The sequence below is a fragment of the Burkholderia sp. DN3021 genome (assembly GCF_049805555.1).
Lineage (GTDB): Bacteria > Pseudomonadota > Gammaproteobacteria > Burkholderiales > Burkholderiaceae > Burkholderia > Burkholderia pyrrocinia_C.
Genome location: NZ_JBNCAB010000006.1, coordinates 122,859 through 139,607, shown reverse-complemented (window position 1 = coordinate 139,607; position 16,749 = coordinate 122,859). Strand labels below are relative to the sequence as shown.

15 protein-coding genes are annotated in these 16,749 nt (G+C 64.7%); 10 read left to right on the top strand and 5 right to left on the bottom strand.

What is annotated here, in order from left to right; all coding sequences use genetic code 11:
- Window positions 1-37 precede the first annotated feature (37 nt).
- The 9 genes from ACPUER_RS05745 to ACPUER_RS05705 are packed head-to-tail and all read left to right on the top strand — an operon-like array spanning window position 38 to window position 10,193.
- The gene (locus ACPUER_RS05745; protein ID WP_425130582.1) at window positions 38-1,312 is read left to right on the top strand and encodes a fimbrial protein; all 1,275 of its coding nucleotides are present in this window, start codon (window positions 38-40) and stop codon (window positions 1,310-1,312) included.
- Between the two features lie 3 nt (window positions 1,313-1,315).
- Window positions 1,316-2,686, top strand: a complete 1,371-nt coding sequence (locus ACPUER_RS05740) for a CpaF family protein (protein ID WP_072441668.1) — start codon at window positions 1,316-1,318, stop codon at window positions 2,684-2,686.
- The gene (locus tag ACPUER_RS05735) at window positions 2,679-3,677 is read left to right on the top strand and encodes a type II secretion system F family protein (RefSeq protein WP_175961545.1); all 999 of its coding nucleotides are present in this window, start codon (window positions 2,679-2,681) and stop codon (window positions 3,675-3,677) included. The genes ACPUER_RS05740 and ACPUER_RS05735 overlap by 8 nt, the downstream gene beginning before the upstream one ends.
- Before the next feature lie 4 nt (window positions 3,678-3,681).
- Window positions 3,682-4,674 carry a type II secretion system F family protein gene (locus ACPUER_RS05730; RefSeq protein WP_175961544.1) on the top strand — a complete coding sequence of 331 codons (993 nt, stop codon included), beginning with the start codon at window positions 3,682-3,684 and terminating at the stop codon, window positions 4,672-4,674.
- Window positions 4,675-4,691: 17 nt separating this feature from the next.
- The gene (locus ACPUER_RS05725) at window positions 4,692-5,534 is read left to right on the top strand and encodes a tetratricopeptide repeat protein (RefSeq protein WP_175961543.1); all 843 of its coding nucleotides are present in this window, start codon (window positions 4,692-4,694) and stop codon (window positions 5,532-5,534) included.
- Window positions 5,535-5,554: 20 nt separating this feature from the next.
- Entirely contained in the window at window positions 5,555-5,884 is a 330-nt protein-coding gene (locus ACPUER_RS05720; protein WP_175961542.1) for a DUF3613 domain-containing protein, read from the top strand.
- 11 nt (window positions 5,885-5,895) lie between these two features.
- Entirely contained in the window at window positions 5,896-7,986 is a 2,091-nt protein-coding gene (locus tag ACPUER_RS05715) for a pilus assembly protein TadG-related protein (protein ID WP_425130581.1), read from the top strand.
- A gap of 51 nt (window positions 7,987-8,037) precedes the next feature.
- A complete protein-coding gene (locus ACPUER_RS05710) occupies window positions 8,038-9,429 on the top strand; it encodes a sigma 54-interacting transcriptional regulator (protein ID WP_175961540.1) in 1,392 nt (463 codons plus the stop codon).
- 56 nt (window positions 9,430-9,485) lie between these two features.
- Complete coding sequence (locus tag ACPUER_RS05705) at window positions 9,486-10,193, top strand: DUF2968 domain-containing protein (RefSeq protein ID WP_175961539.1); 708 nt, start codon at window positions 9,486-9,488, stop codon at window positions 10,191-10,193.
- A 79-nt stretch (window positions 10,194-10,272) separates the two neighbouring features.
- On the opposite strand, the gene hfq is transcribed toward ACPUER_RS05705, so the two are convergent.
- Window positions 10,273-10,854: an RNA chaperone Hfq gene (hfq, locus tag ACPUER_RS05700; RefSeq protein ID WP_425130580.1), complete on the bottom strand. Its 582-nt coding sequence runs from the start codon at window positions 10,852-10,854 to the stop codon at window positions 10,273-10,275.
- Between the two features lie 294 nt (window positions 10,855-11,148).
- Here hfq and ACPUER_RS05695 point away from each other — a divergent pair, with 294 nt between their 5' ends.
- Complete coding sequence (locus ACPUER_RS05695; protein ID WP_072441647.1) at window positions 11,149-11,433, top strand: PXPV repeat protein; 285 nt, start codon at window positions 11,149-11,151, stop codon at window positions 11,431-11,433.
- 27 nt (window positions 11,434-11,460) lie between these two features.
- On the opposite strand, the gene ACPUER_RS05690 is transcribed toward ACPUER_RS05695, so the two are convergent.
- The 4 genes from ACPUER_RS05690 to ACPUER_RS05675 form a co-directional block, all read right to left on the bottom strand.
- Window positions 11,461-12,378, bottom strand: coding sequence for a DUF1571 domain-containing protein (locus ACPUER_RS05690; RefSeq protein ID WP_425130579.1), 918 nt, complete (start codon window positions 12,376-12,378; stop codon window positions 11,461-11,463).
- Between the two features lie 29 nt (window positions 12,379-12,407).
- The gene (locus tag ACPUER_RS05685) at window positions 12,408-14,162 is read right to left on the bottom strand and encodes an AMP-binding protein (RefSeq protein WP_425130578.1); all 1,755 of its coding nucleotides are present in this window, start codon (window positions 14,160-14,162) and stop codon (window positions 12,408-12,410) included.
- 157 nt (window positions 14,163-14,319) lie between these two features.
- The gene (locus tag ACPUER_RS05680) at window positions 14,320-15,138 is read right to left on the bottom strand and encodes a TetR/AcrR family transcriptional regulator (protein ID WP_175961535.1); all 819 of its coding nucleotides are present in this window, start codon (window positions 15,136-15,138) and stop codon (window positions 14,320-14,322) included.
- A gap of 214 nt (window positions 15,139-15,352) precedes the next feature.
- The gene (locus ACPUER_RS05675; RefSeq protein WP_034184267.1) at window positions 15,353-16,573 is read right to left on the bottom strand and encodes an MFS transporter; all 1,221 of its coding nucleotides are present in this window, start codon (window positions 16,571-16,573) and stop codon (window positions 15,353-15,355) included.
- Window positions 16,574-16,749 lie beyond the last annotated feature (176 nt).

Genomic DNA, 16,749 nt, shown 5'->3' with positions numbered 1-16,749 from the left:
TGCATCGGCACGCCTTGCTTAATCGGGGGTGTTCAACATGAACGCGCGAATCCAATCATTGTGTGAACCCGCCGTGACCGACTATTTCATTTGCGCATCGCAACAGGAGGCACATGTCCGCTGGCTGGCCGATACGCTCGTGTCGGCCGGTGCTGTCGAAGCCGCATCGCTCGAGCCTGGCATGCTTGCGCAGCGCATCACGGGCCTCAATCCGGCGCTCGTCTTCATCGATTTCTCGGACGGCAGCGCGGCAGCGAGCATTGCCGCCGCCGCAGTCCGCGCCACGCATCCGGGGTTGCCGATCGTCGCGCTCGGCTCGCTCGCACGGCCGGAGAGCACGCTCGCCGCATTGCGCGCCGGCGTTCGCGATTTCATCGACGTGTCGGCACCGGCCGAGGAGGCGTTGCGCACGACGCGCGGGCTGCTTGCGAACGTCGCCGAGCCGGCGAGCCGCCACGGCAAGCTCGTCGCGTTGCTCGGTGCGCGTGCCGGCATGGGCGTGAGCACGCTCGCGGCGAATCTCGCCGTATGGCTGCAGAAGCGCGCGGCGAGCCCGGGGGCGGGCGGCGCGCCGAATGGGGGCACCCCGGCCGGCCGTCAGACCGCGCTCGTCGACCTGGGGCTGCCGGCAGGCGATGGCGCGCTGTTCCTGAATACCCGCTGTGAATTCCATTTCATCGATGCGGTTCACAACCTGCGCCGCATCGACCGGACCTTCGTGAATACTGCGCTGACCCGGCATGAAAGCGGCGTCGCATTGACGACGCTGCCGGCCGACCTCGGCGGGCTGCGCGACGTCTCATACACGTCGTGTGCCGGTTTGCTGAACCGGTTTCGCGCATTCTTCGATCAGCAGATCGTCGATCTCGGTGGTTTTTCGAACCGCGAGTTCGTTGCCCAGATCACGAGCTCGGCCGACGAGGCGTGGCTCGTCTGCGATCAGGGCGTCGCGTCGATCGTGTCGGCAGCCGATCTGCTTACCGGGCTGCGCGACGCGGGCGTCGATACCGATCGCGTACGGCTCGTCGTCAACCAGTACGACCCTGCACTCGACCTGACGCCCGCGCAGATCGCGGAGCGCCTCGGCCTGTCGCTGGTCGGCACCTTGCCGTCGCGCCGCGTCGCGATCGGCCGTGCGGCGAACCAGGGCCGGCTCATCGTCGATATGGCCGAGCGCGATCCGTACGTGCGCGCGCTCGAGTCGCTCGCCGCGCGGCTGCCAGGCGTGTCGGTCAGATCGGCGGCACCGCGTTCTGCATCCGGACTGTCCGCGCTGAAGCGTTTCATTCAACCCTCGTCCAAGCGGTCGTAAGCGATGGCACACGACATTCAATTTGCCGACGGCGCAGCGCCGTTCTCCCAGACGCAGCAATTCCACGACATCAAGAATGCCGCGCACGAGCACTTGCTGACGCGCATCGAAGAACTGGGCGCCGAGTTCGGCCGATGGTCCCGCCAGGCGATCAACCAGTTCGTCGATCTCGAGATCGACAGCTTTGTGCGCCTGCGCCGCATTCCGCTCAACGAGAACGAGGTGCGTGCGATCGCGGAGGCGCTGACGAAGGAACTCGCGGGCTTCGGGCCGATCGAGGACCTGCTCGCGGACCCGGCCGTCGAGGACATCCTGATCAACGGCTACAACGACGTGTATGTATCGCGTCACGGGATCCTCGCGAGGCTGCCGGTGCGTTTCACCGACAACGCGCACCTGCTGCGGATCGTGCGGCGCATCCTCGCGCCGATCGGCCGCCGCCTCGACGAGTCGAATCCGATGGTCGATGCGCGGCTGCCCGATGGCGGCCGCGTGAACGTCGTGATCGAGCCGTTGTCGATCGACGGCCCGGTCGTATCGATCCGGAAATTCCGCAAGGATCCGCTGAAGCCGTCCGACCTGCTCGGCAACGGGACCTTCAACGAAGAGATCAACACGCTGCTCCAGGCGGCGGTCGAGGCGCGCTGCAACATTCTCGTGTCGGGCGGTACGAGTTCCGGCAAGACGTCGCTGCTCAACGCGCTGGCGTTCCACATTCCCGAGATCGAGCGTGTCGTGACGATCGAGGATACGGCGGAACTGTCGCTGAACCACCCGCACGTCGTGCGGCTCGAGAGCCGGCCGGGCGGCTTCGACGGCACCGGCGTCGTGTCGATTCGCGACCTGCTGCGCAATACGCTGCGGATGCGCCCGGACCGGATCATCGTCGGTGAAGTGCGCGGCGGTGAAGTGCTGGAAATGCTGCAGGCGATGAACACCGGTCACGACGGTTCGATGGGCACCGTGCATGCGAGTTCGCCACGCGAGTGCCTGTACCGTCTCGAGATGCTTGCGGGTTTCGCGGGCTTCCAGGGCACCGAGTCGAGCCTGCGCCGGCAGATCGCGAACGCGATCGACTTCATCGTGCAGATCGGGCGCCTGTCGAACGGGCGGCGGCGGATCCTGTCGATCACCGAAGTGACCGGGCTGTCCGACAACATCATCGCGACGCAGGAGCTTTACCGCTACGAAGCGCGCGTGACGCCGGAAGGCGAGGAGGTCGACCACTGGGAAACGCTGGGCATTCATCCGCATTCGCCGAAGCTTGCGCGCTTCCGTCAGACGCTGACGAGCGGTGGGTTCGGCGATGGCGGGTTTGGAGGCGGCTTCGGCGGTGGCGGGTTCGGCCGCGGCGGCGGGGGCTTCAATGTATAGCGCGATGGTGTGGGTGCTGGCGTGCGCGATGCTGTGCGTCGCGGCGGCGATGATGCTGTGGCGTCACGCGGAGACCCGGCGCGTGCGAACCGACGCGAAGCGCTTCATCGACAGCCGGCTCGAACCCGGCGCGCGTGCCGGTGTCGCTGCGCAGGCGGCACGGCAGTCCGCGGCAGGTGCTGCGCGTGCCGTGGCGCAGCCGGGTGCGGCACGGAATGTATCGTCCGACGCATTTTGGGCGCACTGGTATGCGACGGCATCGGAGTATCTGGCGAACCTCGCGAGTCGCGCCGGGATCGAGGATGCACGCGGCAAGACGCTCGTCGCGCTTGCCGTGCTGGTTGTTGCCGCGGCGTTCGCGGGCAGTCGCGGCGGCGCGCTTGCGTGCTTCGCGGCGCTTGCGTGCGGCAGTTCGATGCTCGGCGTCTGGCTCGCGTCGCGAATTCAGCGGCGCAGACTGAAGATCGTCCGGCAGATCCCGTCGTTCCTCGACGGGATCGTGCGTCTCGTGACGCTCGGCAACAGCGTGCCTGCGGCCTTCCAGTCGGCGCTGCTGACGACCGAGGAGCCGCTGCGCGGTTGTCTCGACCACGTGTCGCGGATGCTGCGCGGCGGTGTCGAAATCGATCGCGCAATGGTACACATCGCGAAGATCTACCGAACCGAGGAGTTCGAACTTGTCGGCTCCGTGTTGCGTTTGTCGGTCAAGTATGGCGGCCGCGCGGACGTGATGCTCGAACGCATGGCCGTGTTCATGCGCGATCTCGAACAGGCGGAGCGCGAACTGACCGCGATGTCGGCCGAGACACGGTTGTCGGCGTTCGTGCTCGTGATGTTGCCGATCGCGATCGGCAGCTTTATCGTCGTCAACAATCCGAAATATCTGCATGGCATGTGGAATGATCCGGGTGGACGGACGCTCCTCATGTTCGCGTTCCTGTTGCAATTGGCCGGCAGTGTCTGGCTGTATCGAATGGCTCGGCTCAGGTGATGCTATGACAGCGACTCAGATCGGAGCGATTGCCCTGGCGAGCGGCGCACTCGGCGTGCTGCTGTTCGGCATGATCGCGCTGTTGCGCGCGAGTGCCGCGACGCGTGCCGAGCGCGCGCTTGTCGAGGCGCTGAACCGGCGGATGGCTGCGCTCGAGGCAGCGAAAGCGCGGACCGCGCCGGACGGCGATGCGCCTGCGAAGCCTGACGTGCGTGGCCGGCAGCGTGTCGAACGTTTTCTCGACCGGCTGTCGGCGGCGGGCGTGCGCTGGCTCGATACCGGGCTCGGCAAATACGTTGTCGCGGAGGAGGATCGCCGCCTGCTCGAGCAATGCGGTTATGTCGACGCACGCACGCGCGGGTTGTTCCTGAGCGCACGCGTCGCGTGCGGGATCGGGCTGCCGCTGCTGTTCGCGATCTTCGCGAGCGGGCGCATGAAGGGCGGTATCTGGACGATCGGCATGTTCGCCGCGTTCGGGCTCGGCTTCATGTTGCCGAAGCTCTACGTGCAGCGCCGTGCGGCGGCGCGGAGGCAGAGCGTGGTCGACGAATTGCCGTTGTTCGTCGACATGCTGCGCTTGCTGCAAGGCGTCGGCTTGTCGCTCGATCAGAGCCTGCAGGTCGTGACGAACGATTTTCGCGGGATGATGCCGGTACTGTCGTCGGAGATGGGGATTGCGCAGCGCCAGTTCGCGGCGGGCCGGACGCGCGAACAGTCGTTGCAGCGGCTATCCAGCGGATTCGACAATGAGGATTTGCGCGCGATCGTGCGATTGATGGTCCAGGTCGACAAGCATGGCGGCGCGGTGCAGGAGCCGCTCAAGCAGTTCGGCGACCGGTTGCGCGAGACACGTCGTGCGATGCTGCGCGAACGGATCGGCCGGTTGACCGTGAAGATGACCGGGGTGATGGTGCTGACGTTGCTGCCCGCATTGCTGATCGTGACGGCCGGGCCGGGCTTGTTGGCGGTGACACACGCGCTGTCGTCGCGTCATTGACGGTGGAAGGAAAGACGATGAAGCGGATCAGCGAAATGGCAGTGCAAGCGGGCGTGGCGGCAGCGGTGCTGCTGCTCGGCGCGTGCGCGACGAAGGAAAACGGGTACGGCGTCAGCGCGCAGACCGAGCGCGCGTCGCTGATGCAGGCGGCCGATCAGAAACAGTCCGTCCCGGATACACCGGGGATGTATCTGGGCCTGATCCAGCGGATGCAGGCGCAGGGCCTCTACTTTGCGTCGCTTGCACACATCGACTCATACGACAAGACATATGGAGTGATCCCGGAGTCGATCCTGTTGCGCGCGGACGCACTGCGAATGACTGACCAGCCGGCCGCAAGTGCGGCCGCCTACACGCAACTGCTGAAAACGCCGCTTGCTGCGCGAGGCTATCGCGGGCTCGGATTGATCGCAGGCGCGGCAGGCGATTTCGATCGTGCGGCGCAGGTGCTCGCGCAGGCGTCGGATCTCGCGCCGACCGATGCGTCGCTGCTGTCCGATCTCGCGTACGCGAAGCTGCGCAGCGGCGACGTCGTCGGTGCGCGGGTTCCGTTGATGAAGGCTGCCGAACTGGATCAGCGCAATCCCAAGATCGTCAGCAATCTCGCCCTTTATCTGATTGCCGCGGGGCGCGCGCAGGATGCGCAACGGTTGATGAACCAGCAGCATCTGCCGGCGGATATCCGCAAGGACATCAATGGCGACGCCGCGAAGATCGTCGCGGCGGTGCGTGCGCAGCAGCGCGCGGTTGCGACGCCGCCGGTGGTGTCGCGCCGTGCCGCCACGACCCAGATTACACCTATGGCGAACAATTTCGGCTACGACCAGACCGTGCCGCTGTTGCAGCGCTTTGCACAATGAACAGACATCCGGGGAACGACATGAACAACAAACATTATCGAAACATGCGCGTCGGCCGGATTGCGGTGCTGGGCGCGATCGTCTTGCTGGTAGCGGGCTCTCCGGCCGCATACGCGCAAGATGTTGACGCACCTCGCGCATCCGACGTCGAGCGCTCTGCGAAGGAATGGCTGGCAATGCAGCGCGACAATCGCGCGGCGGCGCCAACGCAGCCGATGCTCGGAGATGTTGCGTCGCTCGTCTATCAGCGCTATCTCGACTCGTTCAAGAACAAGATTCCGGACACGATGAATTCGCAGCTCGGTTCTGCCAGCGGCATGTCGGGTGGCGGGCAGGGTGCGCAGCAGTAGGCGAGGCGGCGATGCGCACAGATCAATCACATGTGGCTCGGCGGCACCGAGCCGGCTGCTCACGGGGACGTCACCAGCGTGGCGGCGCTGCGATCATGGTGACGATCTTTCTGGCGATAGCGGTCATCGTGCTGGGCGCGACAGATATCGGCCGCTATTATGCTGAGCGACGCCATATGCAGGCGGCGGCCGATTCGGCCGCGCTTTCCGCTGTTACGCAGGTTGCCGGCGACTCCACTTGCACCGCGGCAACGACTGCGGTCAATCAAGTCACAAACGCGCCGGCGAGCCTGCTGTCGGGAAAACCGTCCGCTACCGTGACGTGCGGCATCTGGACCGCACCGCAAGGCAGCGACGGTAGTGCACAGTTCACCCGTACGTCGGGCGCACCGCTGCCCGCCAATAATCAATGTGCCGGCTTGTCGGGCGGAGTCGTCAGCAACGGTCAATCGGTCAACGCCGTGTGCGTTACCGTCTCCGAACCCGTGACCGGGCTTTTTATCAATGGCATCACGATCAGCGCGTCGGCGATTGCCAAGAGCGTGCCGACCGATAGCTTTACGCTCCTCACGTCGCTCGCGACGTTGCAAGGCGGGCTGGTCAATCAGTTGCTCACGACGCTGACTAATTCCCCCAGTCCGTTGGCGCTGTCACTGATCGACTATCAAGGGCTGGCGCAGGTCAACCTGAACATGGCTGGAATTCTCGCCAATTTGTCGATCGGGTCCAGCACGTCCGTGCTGTCGGGTACCGTGACACTCGGCCAATTGCTGAACGCCGAATTGCAGGCGGCGACACAGCAAAGTGTAGCCTCCGCGAATCTGACCGTTCTGAGCACAATCGTCGCTGCGATCTGCCCCAATCCTCAGAACTGTGGTGGCCCTTCGGTCTCGCTTGGCAATCTCGTTCAAACTGCAGTGTCTAGCGGAACCAGCGCGGTTAACGCCAGTGTCAATGCGCTCGGATTGTTGACGACGGCGTTGCAAGTTGCAAACAGCACGACGCCAGTCAGTATCTCGTCCATACAGGTCCAGACGCCGACCGCACTTGCCCCGCTGCTGAATGCGACCGTGCAGGGTTCCGTATCGCTCGCGGGTAATCAGCCGGCCATGGCGAGCGGTCCGGCTGGCCCGTCGACCTGCGGGACGACGAATTGCCTGACCCATGCAACAGCCTCGCAAGGAACGATCTTCCTGAATACGACAGTCTCGCTGCTGACGACGTGCTCCGACGGCTCGCTGACCTACGGAAACAACAGTTGTGCGACAGGTAGCCCGACGTCGGTCTTGAAAACGCAATTACCGATTACCGTCTATGTCGCACCTGCGACGGCCGGTTTGCAAAAAATTGTCTGCAGCGGGAGCCAGAAAGTCGCCTATGTCAACGTTCAGACCGGGGCACTTGCCGCTTATCTGGGCGGCTCATCGAGCGGGCCGGCGAATATCAATCTCAGTGCGCCACCGGCTTCTCCCGTTTATGCGCCCGACGGTAGCGGAACGGTGCCGCTGCTGACCGTCAATTTGCAGAGTTTGCTGAATTTGTTGAGCGGTCAACCGAGTCTCGCCGGCCAGACGAGTTTGGCCACAATACTCGGTAATCAGCTGGGTAGTGGTGGCTTGCTGTCGCAGCTCGTGTCGTTGCTCGTTCCAAACATCTCGGTGACGATCGGTTTGAAATCCGGGCAGCTGTCGATTCCCGTCGCCAATCAAAGCGTGCAAACGTTGAAGTTTACGTCAACGGACTCACCACCAGATATACAAGGCCCCATTTCCACCACGCAATTTTTGGCACCCGCAGTGCAGGGAATTGCCAATAGCGGCCTCACATTATCGCTACAAGTGAGCGGCGGTATAACGGGGGCATTGCTGGATCTGCTGAATCTATTGGGACTGAACGTGAATGCGATATTGAGCCAGTTACTGTCTACGTTGACCGGACCGCTTTTGACCGCGCTCGGGAATACGCTCGTTCCTCTCCTTTTGCAACCGGTCGACTCGATTCTGACTTCGGTCACAAGTGTTCTGGGACTCGGTTTGGGTAATGCCTATGTCGCAAACTCGCCGCTTGCGATCAAGTGCGGCGATCCCGTGCTTGTCCGTTGAATTGGCTGCAATATCGCACAACTCGCTAACATCTGAAGCCGCACCCGAATCATGAGAACCACGCCCGCAATCGCAGAACTCGACCTCTACGTCTGGGAAGGCAAGGCGGACATTGTCGACCGCGTCGCCCGGTGCATGGCGAGCTTCGACGTCGAAGTGATCCGTGCCGACAACGCGGAGATCTCGCCCGAACGCGCCGCGTTGCGGCCATCGCTGGCGATCATCAGCGTGTCGATGATCGAAACCGGCGCGGCGTTCCTGCGCGACTGGCAGGCCAACATCGGCATGCCGGTCGTCTGGGTCGGCGCGGCACGCGACCACGACGCGTCGCAGTATCCGCCGGAGTATTCGCACATCCTGCCGCTCGACTTCACGTGCGCCGAACTGCGCGGCATGATCGGCAAGCTCGTCACGCAACTGCGTGCGCACGCGGCCGAAACGTTACAGCCGTCCGAACTCGTCGCGCACTCGGAATCGATGCAGGCGCTGCTGCACGAAGTCGATACGTTCGCCGACTGCGACACCAACGTGTTGCTGCACGGTGAAACCGGCGTCGGCAAGGAGCGCATCGCGCAACTGCTGCACGAAAAACATTCGCGCTACCGGCACGGCGAATTCGTACCGGTGAACTGCGGCGCGATTCCGGACGGCCTGTTCGAATCGCTGTTCTTCGGCCATGCGAAAGGCTCGTTCACAGGCGCGGTTGTTGCGCATAAAGGCTATTTCGAGCAGGCGGCGGGCGGCACGCTGTTCCTCGACGAAGTCGGCGATCTGCCGCTGTACCAGCAGGTCAAGCTGTTGCGCGTGCTCGAGGACGGCGCGGTGCTGCGCGTCGGCGCGGCGACGTCGGTCAAGGTCGATTTCCGCCTGGTCGCGGCGAGCAACAAGAAGTTGCCGCAGCTCGTGAAGGAAGGCCTGTTCCGCGCGGATCTCTACTACCGGCTCGCGGTGATCGAGCTGAGCATTCCGTCACTGGAAGAGCGCGGCGCGGTTGACAAGATCGCGCTGTTCAAGTCGTTCGTTGCGCAGGTCGTCGGCGAGGACCGGCTCGCCGAGTTGTCGGATTTGCCGTACTGGCTGACGGATTCGGTCGCGGACAGCTATTTTCCCGGCAACGTGCGCGAATTGCGCAATCTCGCCGAGCGTGTCGGCGTGACGGTGCGGCAGACAGGCGGGTGGGATGCCGCGCGGCTGCAGCGGCTGATTGCGCACGCGCGCAGCTCGGCACAGCCGGTGCCGGCGGAGAGTGCGGCCGAGGTCTTCGTCGATCGCAGCAAGTGGGACATGAACGAGCGCAATCGCGTCATCGCGGCGCTCGATGCAAACGGTTGGCGGCGTCAGGACACGGCGCAGCAGCTCGGCATCAGCCGCAAGGTGTTGTGGGAAAAAATGCGCAAATATCAGATCTTCGACGAAGAGCCCGAGACACGCGAAAGCGAGTAATTAATGAGATAAAATCGCGCTGGATTACAACGACTCGGGCGGGGAATAAAAACTTCATGAGCCATATGACGGGGTTGGGGCGGGCGTGTGTGTTGTTCGCCATGGTAGGAGGCATGCAGGGCGCTTACGCGCAGGGGCTGGCAGGCAGCGATTCGCCGGCGGTGCAGCAGGCGTCGGCGCCGGTGGCTGCGATTCCGGTGATCGATTCGCAGGTCCAGACGTCGGTGCAGCCGCAGGCGGGCGAGACGACGGGGCCGAGCACGGTCGACGACCTGCAGCGCCAGATCCAGGCGCACACGCTGACGGAAATGCGCACGAGCTACAACGGCAGCTACGGTGCGAGCCTGTTGTTCAACGTGAAGGACGGTGCGTACTTCGTCGCGCTGTTTCAGCAGAAGGCGTTCTGGCGCGTGATCAAGACTTACAACGAAACGCGCGCGGAAGCGATCTATCGCGATTTCTCGCATCAGGCGGAGCGGCTGGCCGTCAACGAACTGCGAGCGACGAAGCTGGAGTCGCAGAAGGCGCAAATGGACAAGCAGATCGAAGTCACGCAGGACCGTGCGCGGCGTCTGCAGGCCGATATCTCGATTGCACGCCAGCAGCAGGCAGCGGTCGCGGATCGCCAGAAGAGCGTACGCAGCGAGACGGTCGCGTTGCAGGCGCAGCAGGCCGAACTCCAGTCGCAACTGCGCGCGTTGCAGCAGCAGGTGCGTTCGCTGCAGCGCGAGGCCGACGCGGGCCTGCCGAGGACGGCACACTGAGCCGAGAGTGGCGGTGCGGCGACTTGCCGCGCCGGTCGTACAAGAGAAAAGGGCAAGCCCGTTGGCTTGCCCTTTTGTTTTACTGGCCGTCCGGCACGATTCGCCGGCGGCGGGTGACGATCACCGGCCCGTTGCCGCCGCGTGCATCCGACGGCGCTGTGTTGCCGGATGCGTCACCGGTGTCGCGCGGCGCGCCGTAGCTTTCGCGCGGCTCACGGGGTTCGCGCGGTGCGCCATAGCCTTCGCGTGGTTCACGCGAGCCGTAACCTTCGCGCGGCTCGCGGGAGCCATAGCCTTCACGCGGCTCGCGGGAACCGAAGCCGCCGCCGTCGCCACGCGATTCGCGTGGGCCGCCGTGCGAGCCGTACGGGCTGTGACCGCCGCCTTCACGGCCGCCGGGGCGCCCACCGGTGCGCGGGCCGCGGGGGCCGCCGCCGCCCGGGCGCGAGCCGCCCGTGTCGAGCTGGATCGTGGAAATCGCGCGCTTGTAGATGCCTTGCAGACCCACGGGGGTGCGCAGCATCACCAGGTACTGGTCGAACGACTCGATACATCCCGTCAGACGAATGCCGTTGACGAGGTAGATTTCAACGCGCTTACGTTCCTTGCGCGCCGAATTGATGAAGTCGTTTTGCGGATGGGATTCTGCGGGATTGGCCATTGAGGTGCGGCAGGAGCCTGCGTCAGAGAATATGTTGTGCGTGTGTGGCGTGTTCGTCCACAAGGCGTTTGGCGGAATTCTACCCTGTTCGATAGGGAAGCGCGCAGTCGTGATTGTGTCGAACCGTAACCCACTATAGACGTTCCAGCGCATTTTCGCGATTCGGCCGAACGGCCAAAGCCGTTTCGTTACGTCGCGTTACGACTCTCGCAGCGCCGTATCACCTCGGTGCGCGCGTGGCGCTTACATTGGGTCGCGCGAGCCGGGCGGGCCGGCTTATCAGGGATCCGGAGCATGAACAAGAGTCAAGTGGCAGGGTTGGTCGGGGGCATGGCGTTGCTGGCTTCCGGAAGTGCAATGGCGGGGCATGTCGACCTGTCGGTAGGCATCGGCGTACCGGTCGCGCCGGTCTATGTCGAGCCGGCACCGGTCTATGTGGCGCCGCAGCCGGCTGTGGTCGCCTATCCGGGCTACGGATACGGCTATTACGGCGATGACGACGACGATCGCTACCGGAAGTGGCGCAAGCACTATTACAAGCATTGGCGCAAGCACCACGGCGACGACGATGACGATTGAGCCCGAGGTCGGCCCCGCCGGTGCGCATCAGAACGCGTAGTCGGGGTTTTTCGGGTCGAATGCGGTGTCGTCTAGCGTCGCCGGCGCGATTTTCTCGATGACGATCCGCTCGAAGATCTTGCCGTCGTTGTCGTAGGACTCGACGGTCCGGAAATAGGGCGCGTGCAGGTCGAGCCCGAGGACTTCCTTCTTCGCGTAGAACTGCGGCCGGCCGGTCGGCGTTTCGTAGGTGAGCGCGACGACGCGCACGCCGCCGATCGTTTTTGCCTCCACCCGGGTCGGCTGCTGCACGCCGGCTTCCTGGTATTTCTTCCCTTCGGTCAGGTACAGGTTCGTGATGAACTCGGTGCCGAGATCCTTCACCTGGTGATTCGACTGGGCACGCGCGAGCGCGCCGTCGAGCGCCGTCCACAACGGAATCTTGCCGAGCAGTCCGCCGAGATGGCCGTACATCTCGTCCTTGCGCTGCGTCGTGTCGTAGATCGTCTCCTGTCCGGCATGCGCGCCGCCCGGCAGCCATTTCGCATACACCCGCAGCGGCTCGCGGGTGGTTTTCACGAGCATGCGGTCGGGCGTGTCGGACCATTTCCCGCTGATGCTCTCCTGACGCACCATCGTGAACTGGTACGACGGATAGCCGTTAGGGCCATTACGGATATAGAGCGGCACGGCGAGCGGGTCGAGCGCCTTGAAGAGCGTCGTGAGCGTCGCGTCATCCAGCTGCGCGAGCGTGCCGCGCTGCGCGGCCGTGCGCAGCCAGCGTGCCTGTTGCGCGACCGGGTCGCGCGTGATTTTCGCCAGGTCCGCCGGCAGCGCGACCTCCTGTGCCGCGCTCGCGGCGTCGGCCGCTTCCTGCGCATGCAGACCCGGCAGAGCGAGCGACAGCATGCACGCGACTGCCGCGGCGGCGGCATGCCGCGCGCTGCGCTTCTTTCCTGCGTTCATCGACAGCATCTCCCGGAGCGATGGATCGTTCAGTCTTGCGTCGCGGTCTTGATCCTGGCGAGCTCCTCGTCGCGCAGCGCGCGGCGCAGGATCTTGCCGACGTTCGTCTGCGGCAGGGCGTCGCGGAACTCGACGAATTTCGGCATCTTGTAGCCGGTCAGGTTCTTGCGGCAGTGCGCGAGCACGTCGTCGACGGTGAGCGACGGGTCGCGGCGCACGACGAACACCTTGATCCGTTCGCCCTGCACCTCGTCGGGAATGCCGATGGCGGCGGCCTCGCTGATGCCCGGATGCATCACGAGCACTTCCTCGATCTCGTTCGGATACACGTTGAAGCCCGACACGAGGATCATGTCCTTCTTGCGGTCGATGAGGCGGATGAAGCCGCGTTCGTCCATCACGCCGATGTCGCCGGTGCCGAGCCAGCCGTCGGCGTCGATCGCTTTGGCCGTCTCGTCGGGGCGCTGCCAGTAGCCGCGCATCACCTGCGGACCGTGTACGCACAGCTCGCCCGGCTCGCCGATCGCGGCCCAGGTACCGTCCTCACGGCGAAAGCGCACGACGGTGGACGGGGCGGGCAGGCCGATCGAACCGCTGAACGCGGCCATGTCGTTCAGGTTCACGGGGTTCATCGTGACGATCGGCGAGCATTCGGTAAGCCCGTAGCCTTCGACCACCGGCCGGCCCGTCACCTGCTGGAAGCGCTCCGCGACTGCACGCTGCATCGCCATCCCGCCCGCCATCGCGAGCTTGAGCTTCGAGAAGTCGCGCTTGCGGAATTCCTCGTTGTCGAGGAACGCGTTGTACAGCGTGTTGATGCCGGTGATCCCCGTGAACGTTTCGTTGCGGATGATCTTCATCACCATCTTCATGTCGCGCGGGTTCGCGATCAGGATGTTGCGCCCGCCGAGCCCCATGAAGATGAACGCATTCACGGTCAGCGAATAGATGTGATAGAGCGGCAGCGGCGTGAGCACGGTTTCGACGTCGCCCGAGACCTGGTCGGCGATCCATGCCTTCGCCTGCAGCAGGTTCGCGATCAGGTTGCCGTGCGTGAGCATCGCGCCTTTCGCGACGCCGGTCGTGCCGCCCGTGTATTGCAGGAACGCGAGGTCGTCGCGCGTTATCTGCACCGGCTGCGGTTTGCCGCGCGCGCCGAGCGCAAGTGCGGAGCGCAGCCGGATCGCCTGCGGCAGGTGGTAGGCCGGCACGAGCTTCTTCACGTGCTTCAGCACGAAATTGATCAGGCGTCCTTTCGCATTGAAGCCGTCGGCGAGCAGGTCGCCGAGCGCGGTGACGACGATGTTCTTCACCTGCGTTTCCGGCAGTGCCTCCTGCAGGGTGCTCGCGAAGTTCTCGAACACGACGATCGTCTGCGCGCCGCTGTCCTTCAGCTGGTGCGCGAGTTCGCGCGCGGTATAGAGCGGGTTCACGTTGACGACGATTGCGCCGGCCTTCAGCGTGCCGAACAGCGCGACCGGATACTGGAACGTATTCGGCAGCATGATCGCGACGCGGTCGCCGGGTTTCACGCCGAGGCTTTGCAGATACGACGCGAATGCGTCGACTTTCTGCGCGAGCGTGCGATAGGTCATCGATGCGCCTGCGCTCACGTAGGCGACGCGCTCGGCGAAGCGTGTCGTGCATTCGTCGAAGAACTGCACGAGCGATGCGTATTGAGTGACGTCGATTTCGTGCGGTACGCCGGGCGGGTATGACGCGTACCAGATACCGTCGGTGTTCGGCGGAACCTGGGCCGCTGCGGTTGCTGCGGAAGATGGCATGACGTGTCTCCGGTCTTTGCTTTCGGCGCGGGCAGGCGCTTCGATGCCTGCCCGCGCCCCATGCTTCACGGGCGATCAACACGGGCGCCTCGACGCGCCGCATGACCCCGCGTATCAATCAAATCGTGAACAGGAAGTCGCGCGTGGCCCCGCGCGCTCAGTTCGCGGAATGCAGCGTCGCCGACTCGGCGGCTGCCGCACTCGACGGCAGCCCGAACGCTTCGCTCGCTCCCGCGTCGTCGAGCACGGCCGCGAAAATCGACAGTTGGGCGCTGTCGGGCATCGGCGCCTTCAGCGCGGCGACGATCAGCGATGACAGCCGCGCGATCATCTGCACGTCGTTCATCGTGCGGCCTTGCGAGAACTCGTCGATCAGGCTTTCCGTCTCGGCGCCCGCGAGCGCGCCGGACAGCGCGCCGATCGCGAAGTGCAGCCGCCAGCCGAGCTCCGTGCGCGGCAGGTGCGGCAACGCGCGCTGGAACGCGTCGAAGAAGCGGCCCGCGACGCTCGCGTAGTGCGCGGTCAGGAAGTTGCGCACGAACGGCGACGGATCGGTGTACGCGCGGCCGATCAGCCGGAGGAACCCGGGCCCGCCGCGTTCCGGGTTGCGCGACGCCTTCAGCGCGGGAATGAACATCGCGCCGAGCACGTGCTCGCACGTGATGTGCGAGCCGAGCTGCGCATCGAAGCGGTCGAGGATGCCGAGGCGTTCCTGGTTGAGCTGATCGAGCCGGCGCGACAGCATCGCGTGGATCAACGCTTCCTTGCTGCCGAAGTGGTAGTTGACCGCCGCGAGGTTGACCGCCGCGCGCGACGTGATCTGCCGCATCGACATCGCCTCGAAGCCATGCTCGATGAACAGGTCCTCGGCCGCATCGAGGATGCGCGCCTTCGTCCCGCCGGTCTGCCGAGGGCCGGATGATCGCGCCCCGGACGGCCGTCCCGCGGATGGCCGCCCCTCCTGACTTACTGCCATGTTCCGCCTCCCATGCCGGTCGCCCGGCCGCGAACAGGTGATTTGATTGTCTGATTCAAACAGTCGTTTTTATTAAGATAAAAAAACGCGGGCGGAGCGGGCAAGCGGGGAATCTGGACAAATTCCTCTAGTTCGATGTGCAACTGCGGCAAGCGTGGCGCGCGACCCCGAGTGGCGGGGCGCGCGCGATGGTGCGATGCGTCAATGTGCGGGTTCAGCCGACCGTGCTACGCGTATTGACCGATTGCGTCATGTCGATGCCGCGCCGCTCGCGGCTGAACAGGATCAGCACGGCGATCGCGACGGCGACGATGCCGGCCACGAGCGCGAGCGCGAAGCTGTAATTGTTGTCGTGCGAAACGGCGAGCGAGGCCTGCATCGTCGCGTTGCCGGACGCGAGCAGGTTGCCGAGCTGGTAGACGACGCCGGGGAAGGTCGCGCGGATTTCGTCGGGCGAAATCTCGTTCAGGTGGACCGGAATCACGCCCCACGCGCCCTGTACCGAGATCTGCATCAGGAACGCGCCCGCGGCGAGGGCAACCGGGCCGCTCGAGAACGCCCACAGCGGCAGCACGGGCAGTGCGATCAGCGCGGCGATGAAGATCGTGCGGCGCCGGCCGATCCGTTCCGAGATCGCACCGAACGACAGTCCGCCGACGATTGCGCCGATGTTCAGCACGATCGTGATCCACGACACGGTATGCGGATCGAAGTGATGCTGTTCGCGCAGGAACGTCGGATAGAGATCCTGCGTGCCGTGCGAGAAGAAGTTGAACGCGGTCATCAGCACGATCGCGTAGATCGTGAGCTTCCAGTTCTGCTTCAGCGTGGTTCCGAGGCTCGGGCGCGGGCGTTTCTCCATCAGTTTCCACGCCGGCGATTCGGGCACGTGCGTGCGCACGTACAGCACGAGCAGCGCGGGCAGCACGCCGACCATGAACATGCCGCGCCAGCCGATGTACTGGTAGAAGAGGCCGAACACGACGGACGCGAGCAGATAGCCGCTCGGATAGCCGGCCTGCAGCAGTCCCGACACGAAACCGCGCGCATGGGTCGGCACGGTTTCCATCGTCAGCGCGGAGCCGACGCCCCATTCGCCGCCCATCGCGATGCCGAACAGCGCGCGCAGCACCAGCAGCGCGGTCAGGCTCGGCGCGAAACCCGACGCGAGTTCGAGCAGCGAATAACACGCGATGTTGACCATCAGCGTCGGGCGGCGGCCGAAGCGGTCGGCGAGCCGGCCGAAGATCAGCGCGCCGAGCGGGCGCATCGCGAGCGTCAGCGTGAGCGCGAACGCAACGGCGGGGATCGTCGACGCGAATTCGGCGGCGATGTCCTTCAGCACGAAAACCATCAGGAAAAAATCGAACGCGTCGAGCGTCCAGCCCAGGTAGGCGGCGATCGTGACGTTGCGTTGTTCGCGGGTCCAGCTCATGTCCGAGGTCTCCTCGTTGGCTTGCGCGCTCACGATGTGCATGCGGATGCCGGCCCGCCTTGCGCGCGGTGCGCGGGCACGGATCGAGTGTAGGCCGCGGCGCCATGCGAGGTGGGGCGCGATAACGCCGAATCGGGAATAATCCCTACGAAATGAACTGTTTCGGAAACGGAAAC

Excerpts from the sequence above, each read along its gene's own strand:
- hfq (WP_425130580.1), bottom strand. The coding sequence starts at position 10,854 with ATGGCCAATCCCGCAGAATCCCATCCGCAAAACGACTTCATCAATTCG.
- ACPUER_RS05690 (WP_425130579.1), bottom strand. The coding sequence starts at position 12,378 with ATGAACGCAGGAAAGAAGCGCAGCGCGCGGCATGCCGCCGCCGCGGCA.
- ACPUER_RS05710 (WP_175961540.1), top strand. The coding sequence starts at position 8,038 with ATGAGAACCACGCCCGCAATCGCAGAACTCGACCTCTACGTCTGGGAA.
- ACPUER_RS05680 (WP_175961535.1), bottom strand. The coding sequence starts at position 15,138 with ATGGCAGTAAGTCAGGAGGGGCGGCCATCCGCGGGACGGCCGTCCGGG.
- ACPUER_RS05745 (WP_425130582.1), top strand. The coding sequence starts at position 38 with ATGAACGCGCGAATCCAATCATTGTGTGAACCCGCCGTGACCGACTAT.
- ACPUER_RS05715 (WP_425130581.1), top strand. The coding sequence starts at position 5,896 with ATGCGCACAGATCAATCACATGTGGCTCGGCGGCACCGAGCCGGCTGC.
- ACPUER_RS05675 (WP_034184267.1), bottom strand. The coding sequence starts at position 16,573 with ATGAGCTGGACCCGCGAACAACGCAACGTCACGATCGCCGCCTACCTG.
- ACPUER_RS05740 (WP_072441668.1), top strand. The coding sequence starts at position 1,316 with ATGGCACACGACATTCAATTTGCCGACGGCGCAGCGCCGTTCTCCCAG.
- ACPUER_RS05725 (WP_175961543.1), top strand. The coding sequence starts at position 4,692 with ATGAAGCGGATCAGCGAAATGGCAGTGCAAGCGGGCGTGGCGGCAGCG.
- ACPUER_RS05735 (WP_175961545.1), top strand. The coding sequence starts at position 2,679 with ATGTATAGCGCGATGGTGTGGGTGCTGGCGTGCGCGATGCTGTGCGTC.
- ACPUER_RS05685 (WP_425130578.1), bottom strand. The coding sequence starts at position 14,162 with ATGCCATCTTCCGCAGCAACCGCAGCGGCCCAGGTTCCGCCGAACACC.
- ACPUER_RS05720 (WP_175961542.1), top strand. The coding sequence starts at position 5,555 with ATGAACAACAAACATTATCGAAACATGCGCGTCGGCCGGATTGCGGTG.
- ACPUER_RS05695 (WP_072441647.1), top strand. The coding sequence starts at position 11,149 with ATGAACAAGAGTCAAGTGGCAGGGTTGGTCGGGGGCATGGCGTTGCTG.
- ACPUER_RS05730 (WP_175961544.1), top strand. The coding sequence starts at position 3,682 with ATGACAGCGACTCAGATCGGAGCGATTGCCCTGGCGAGCGGCGCACTC.
- ACPUER_RS05705 (WP_175961539.1), top strand. The coding sequence starts at position 9,486 with ATGAGCCATATGACGGGGTTGGGGCGGGCGTGTGTGTTGTTCGCCATG.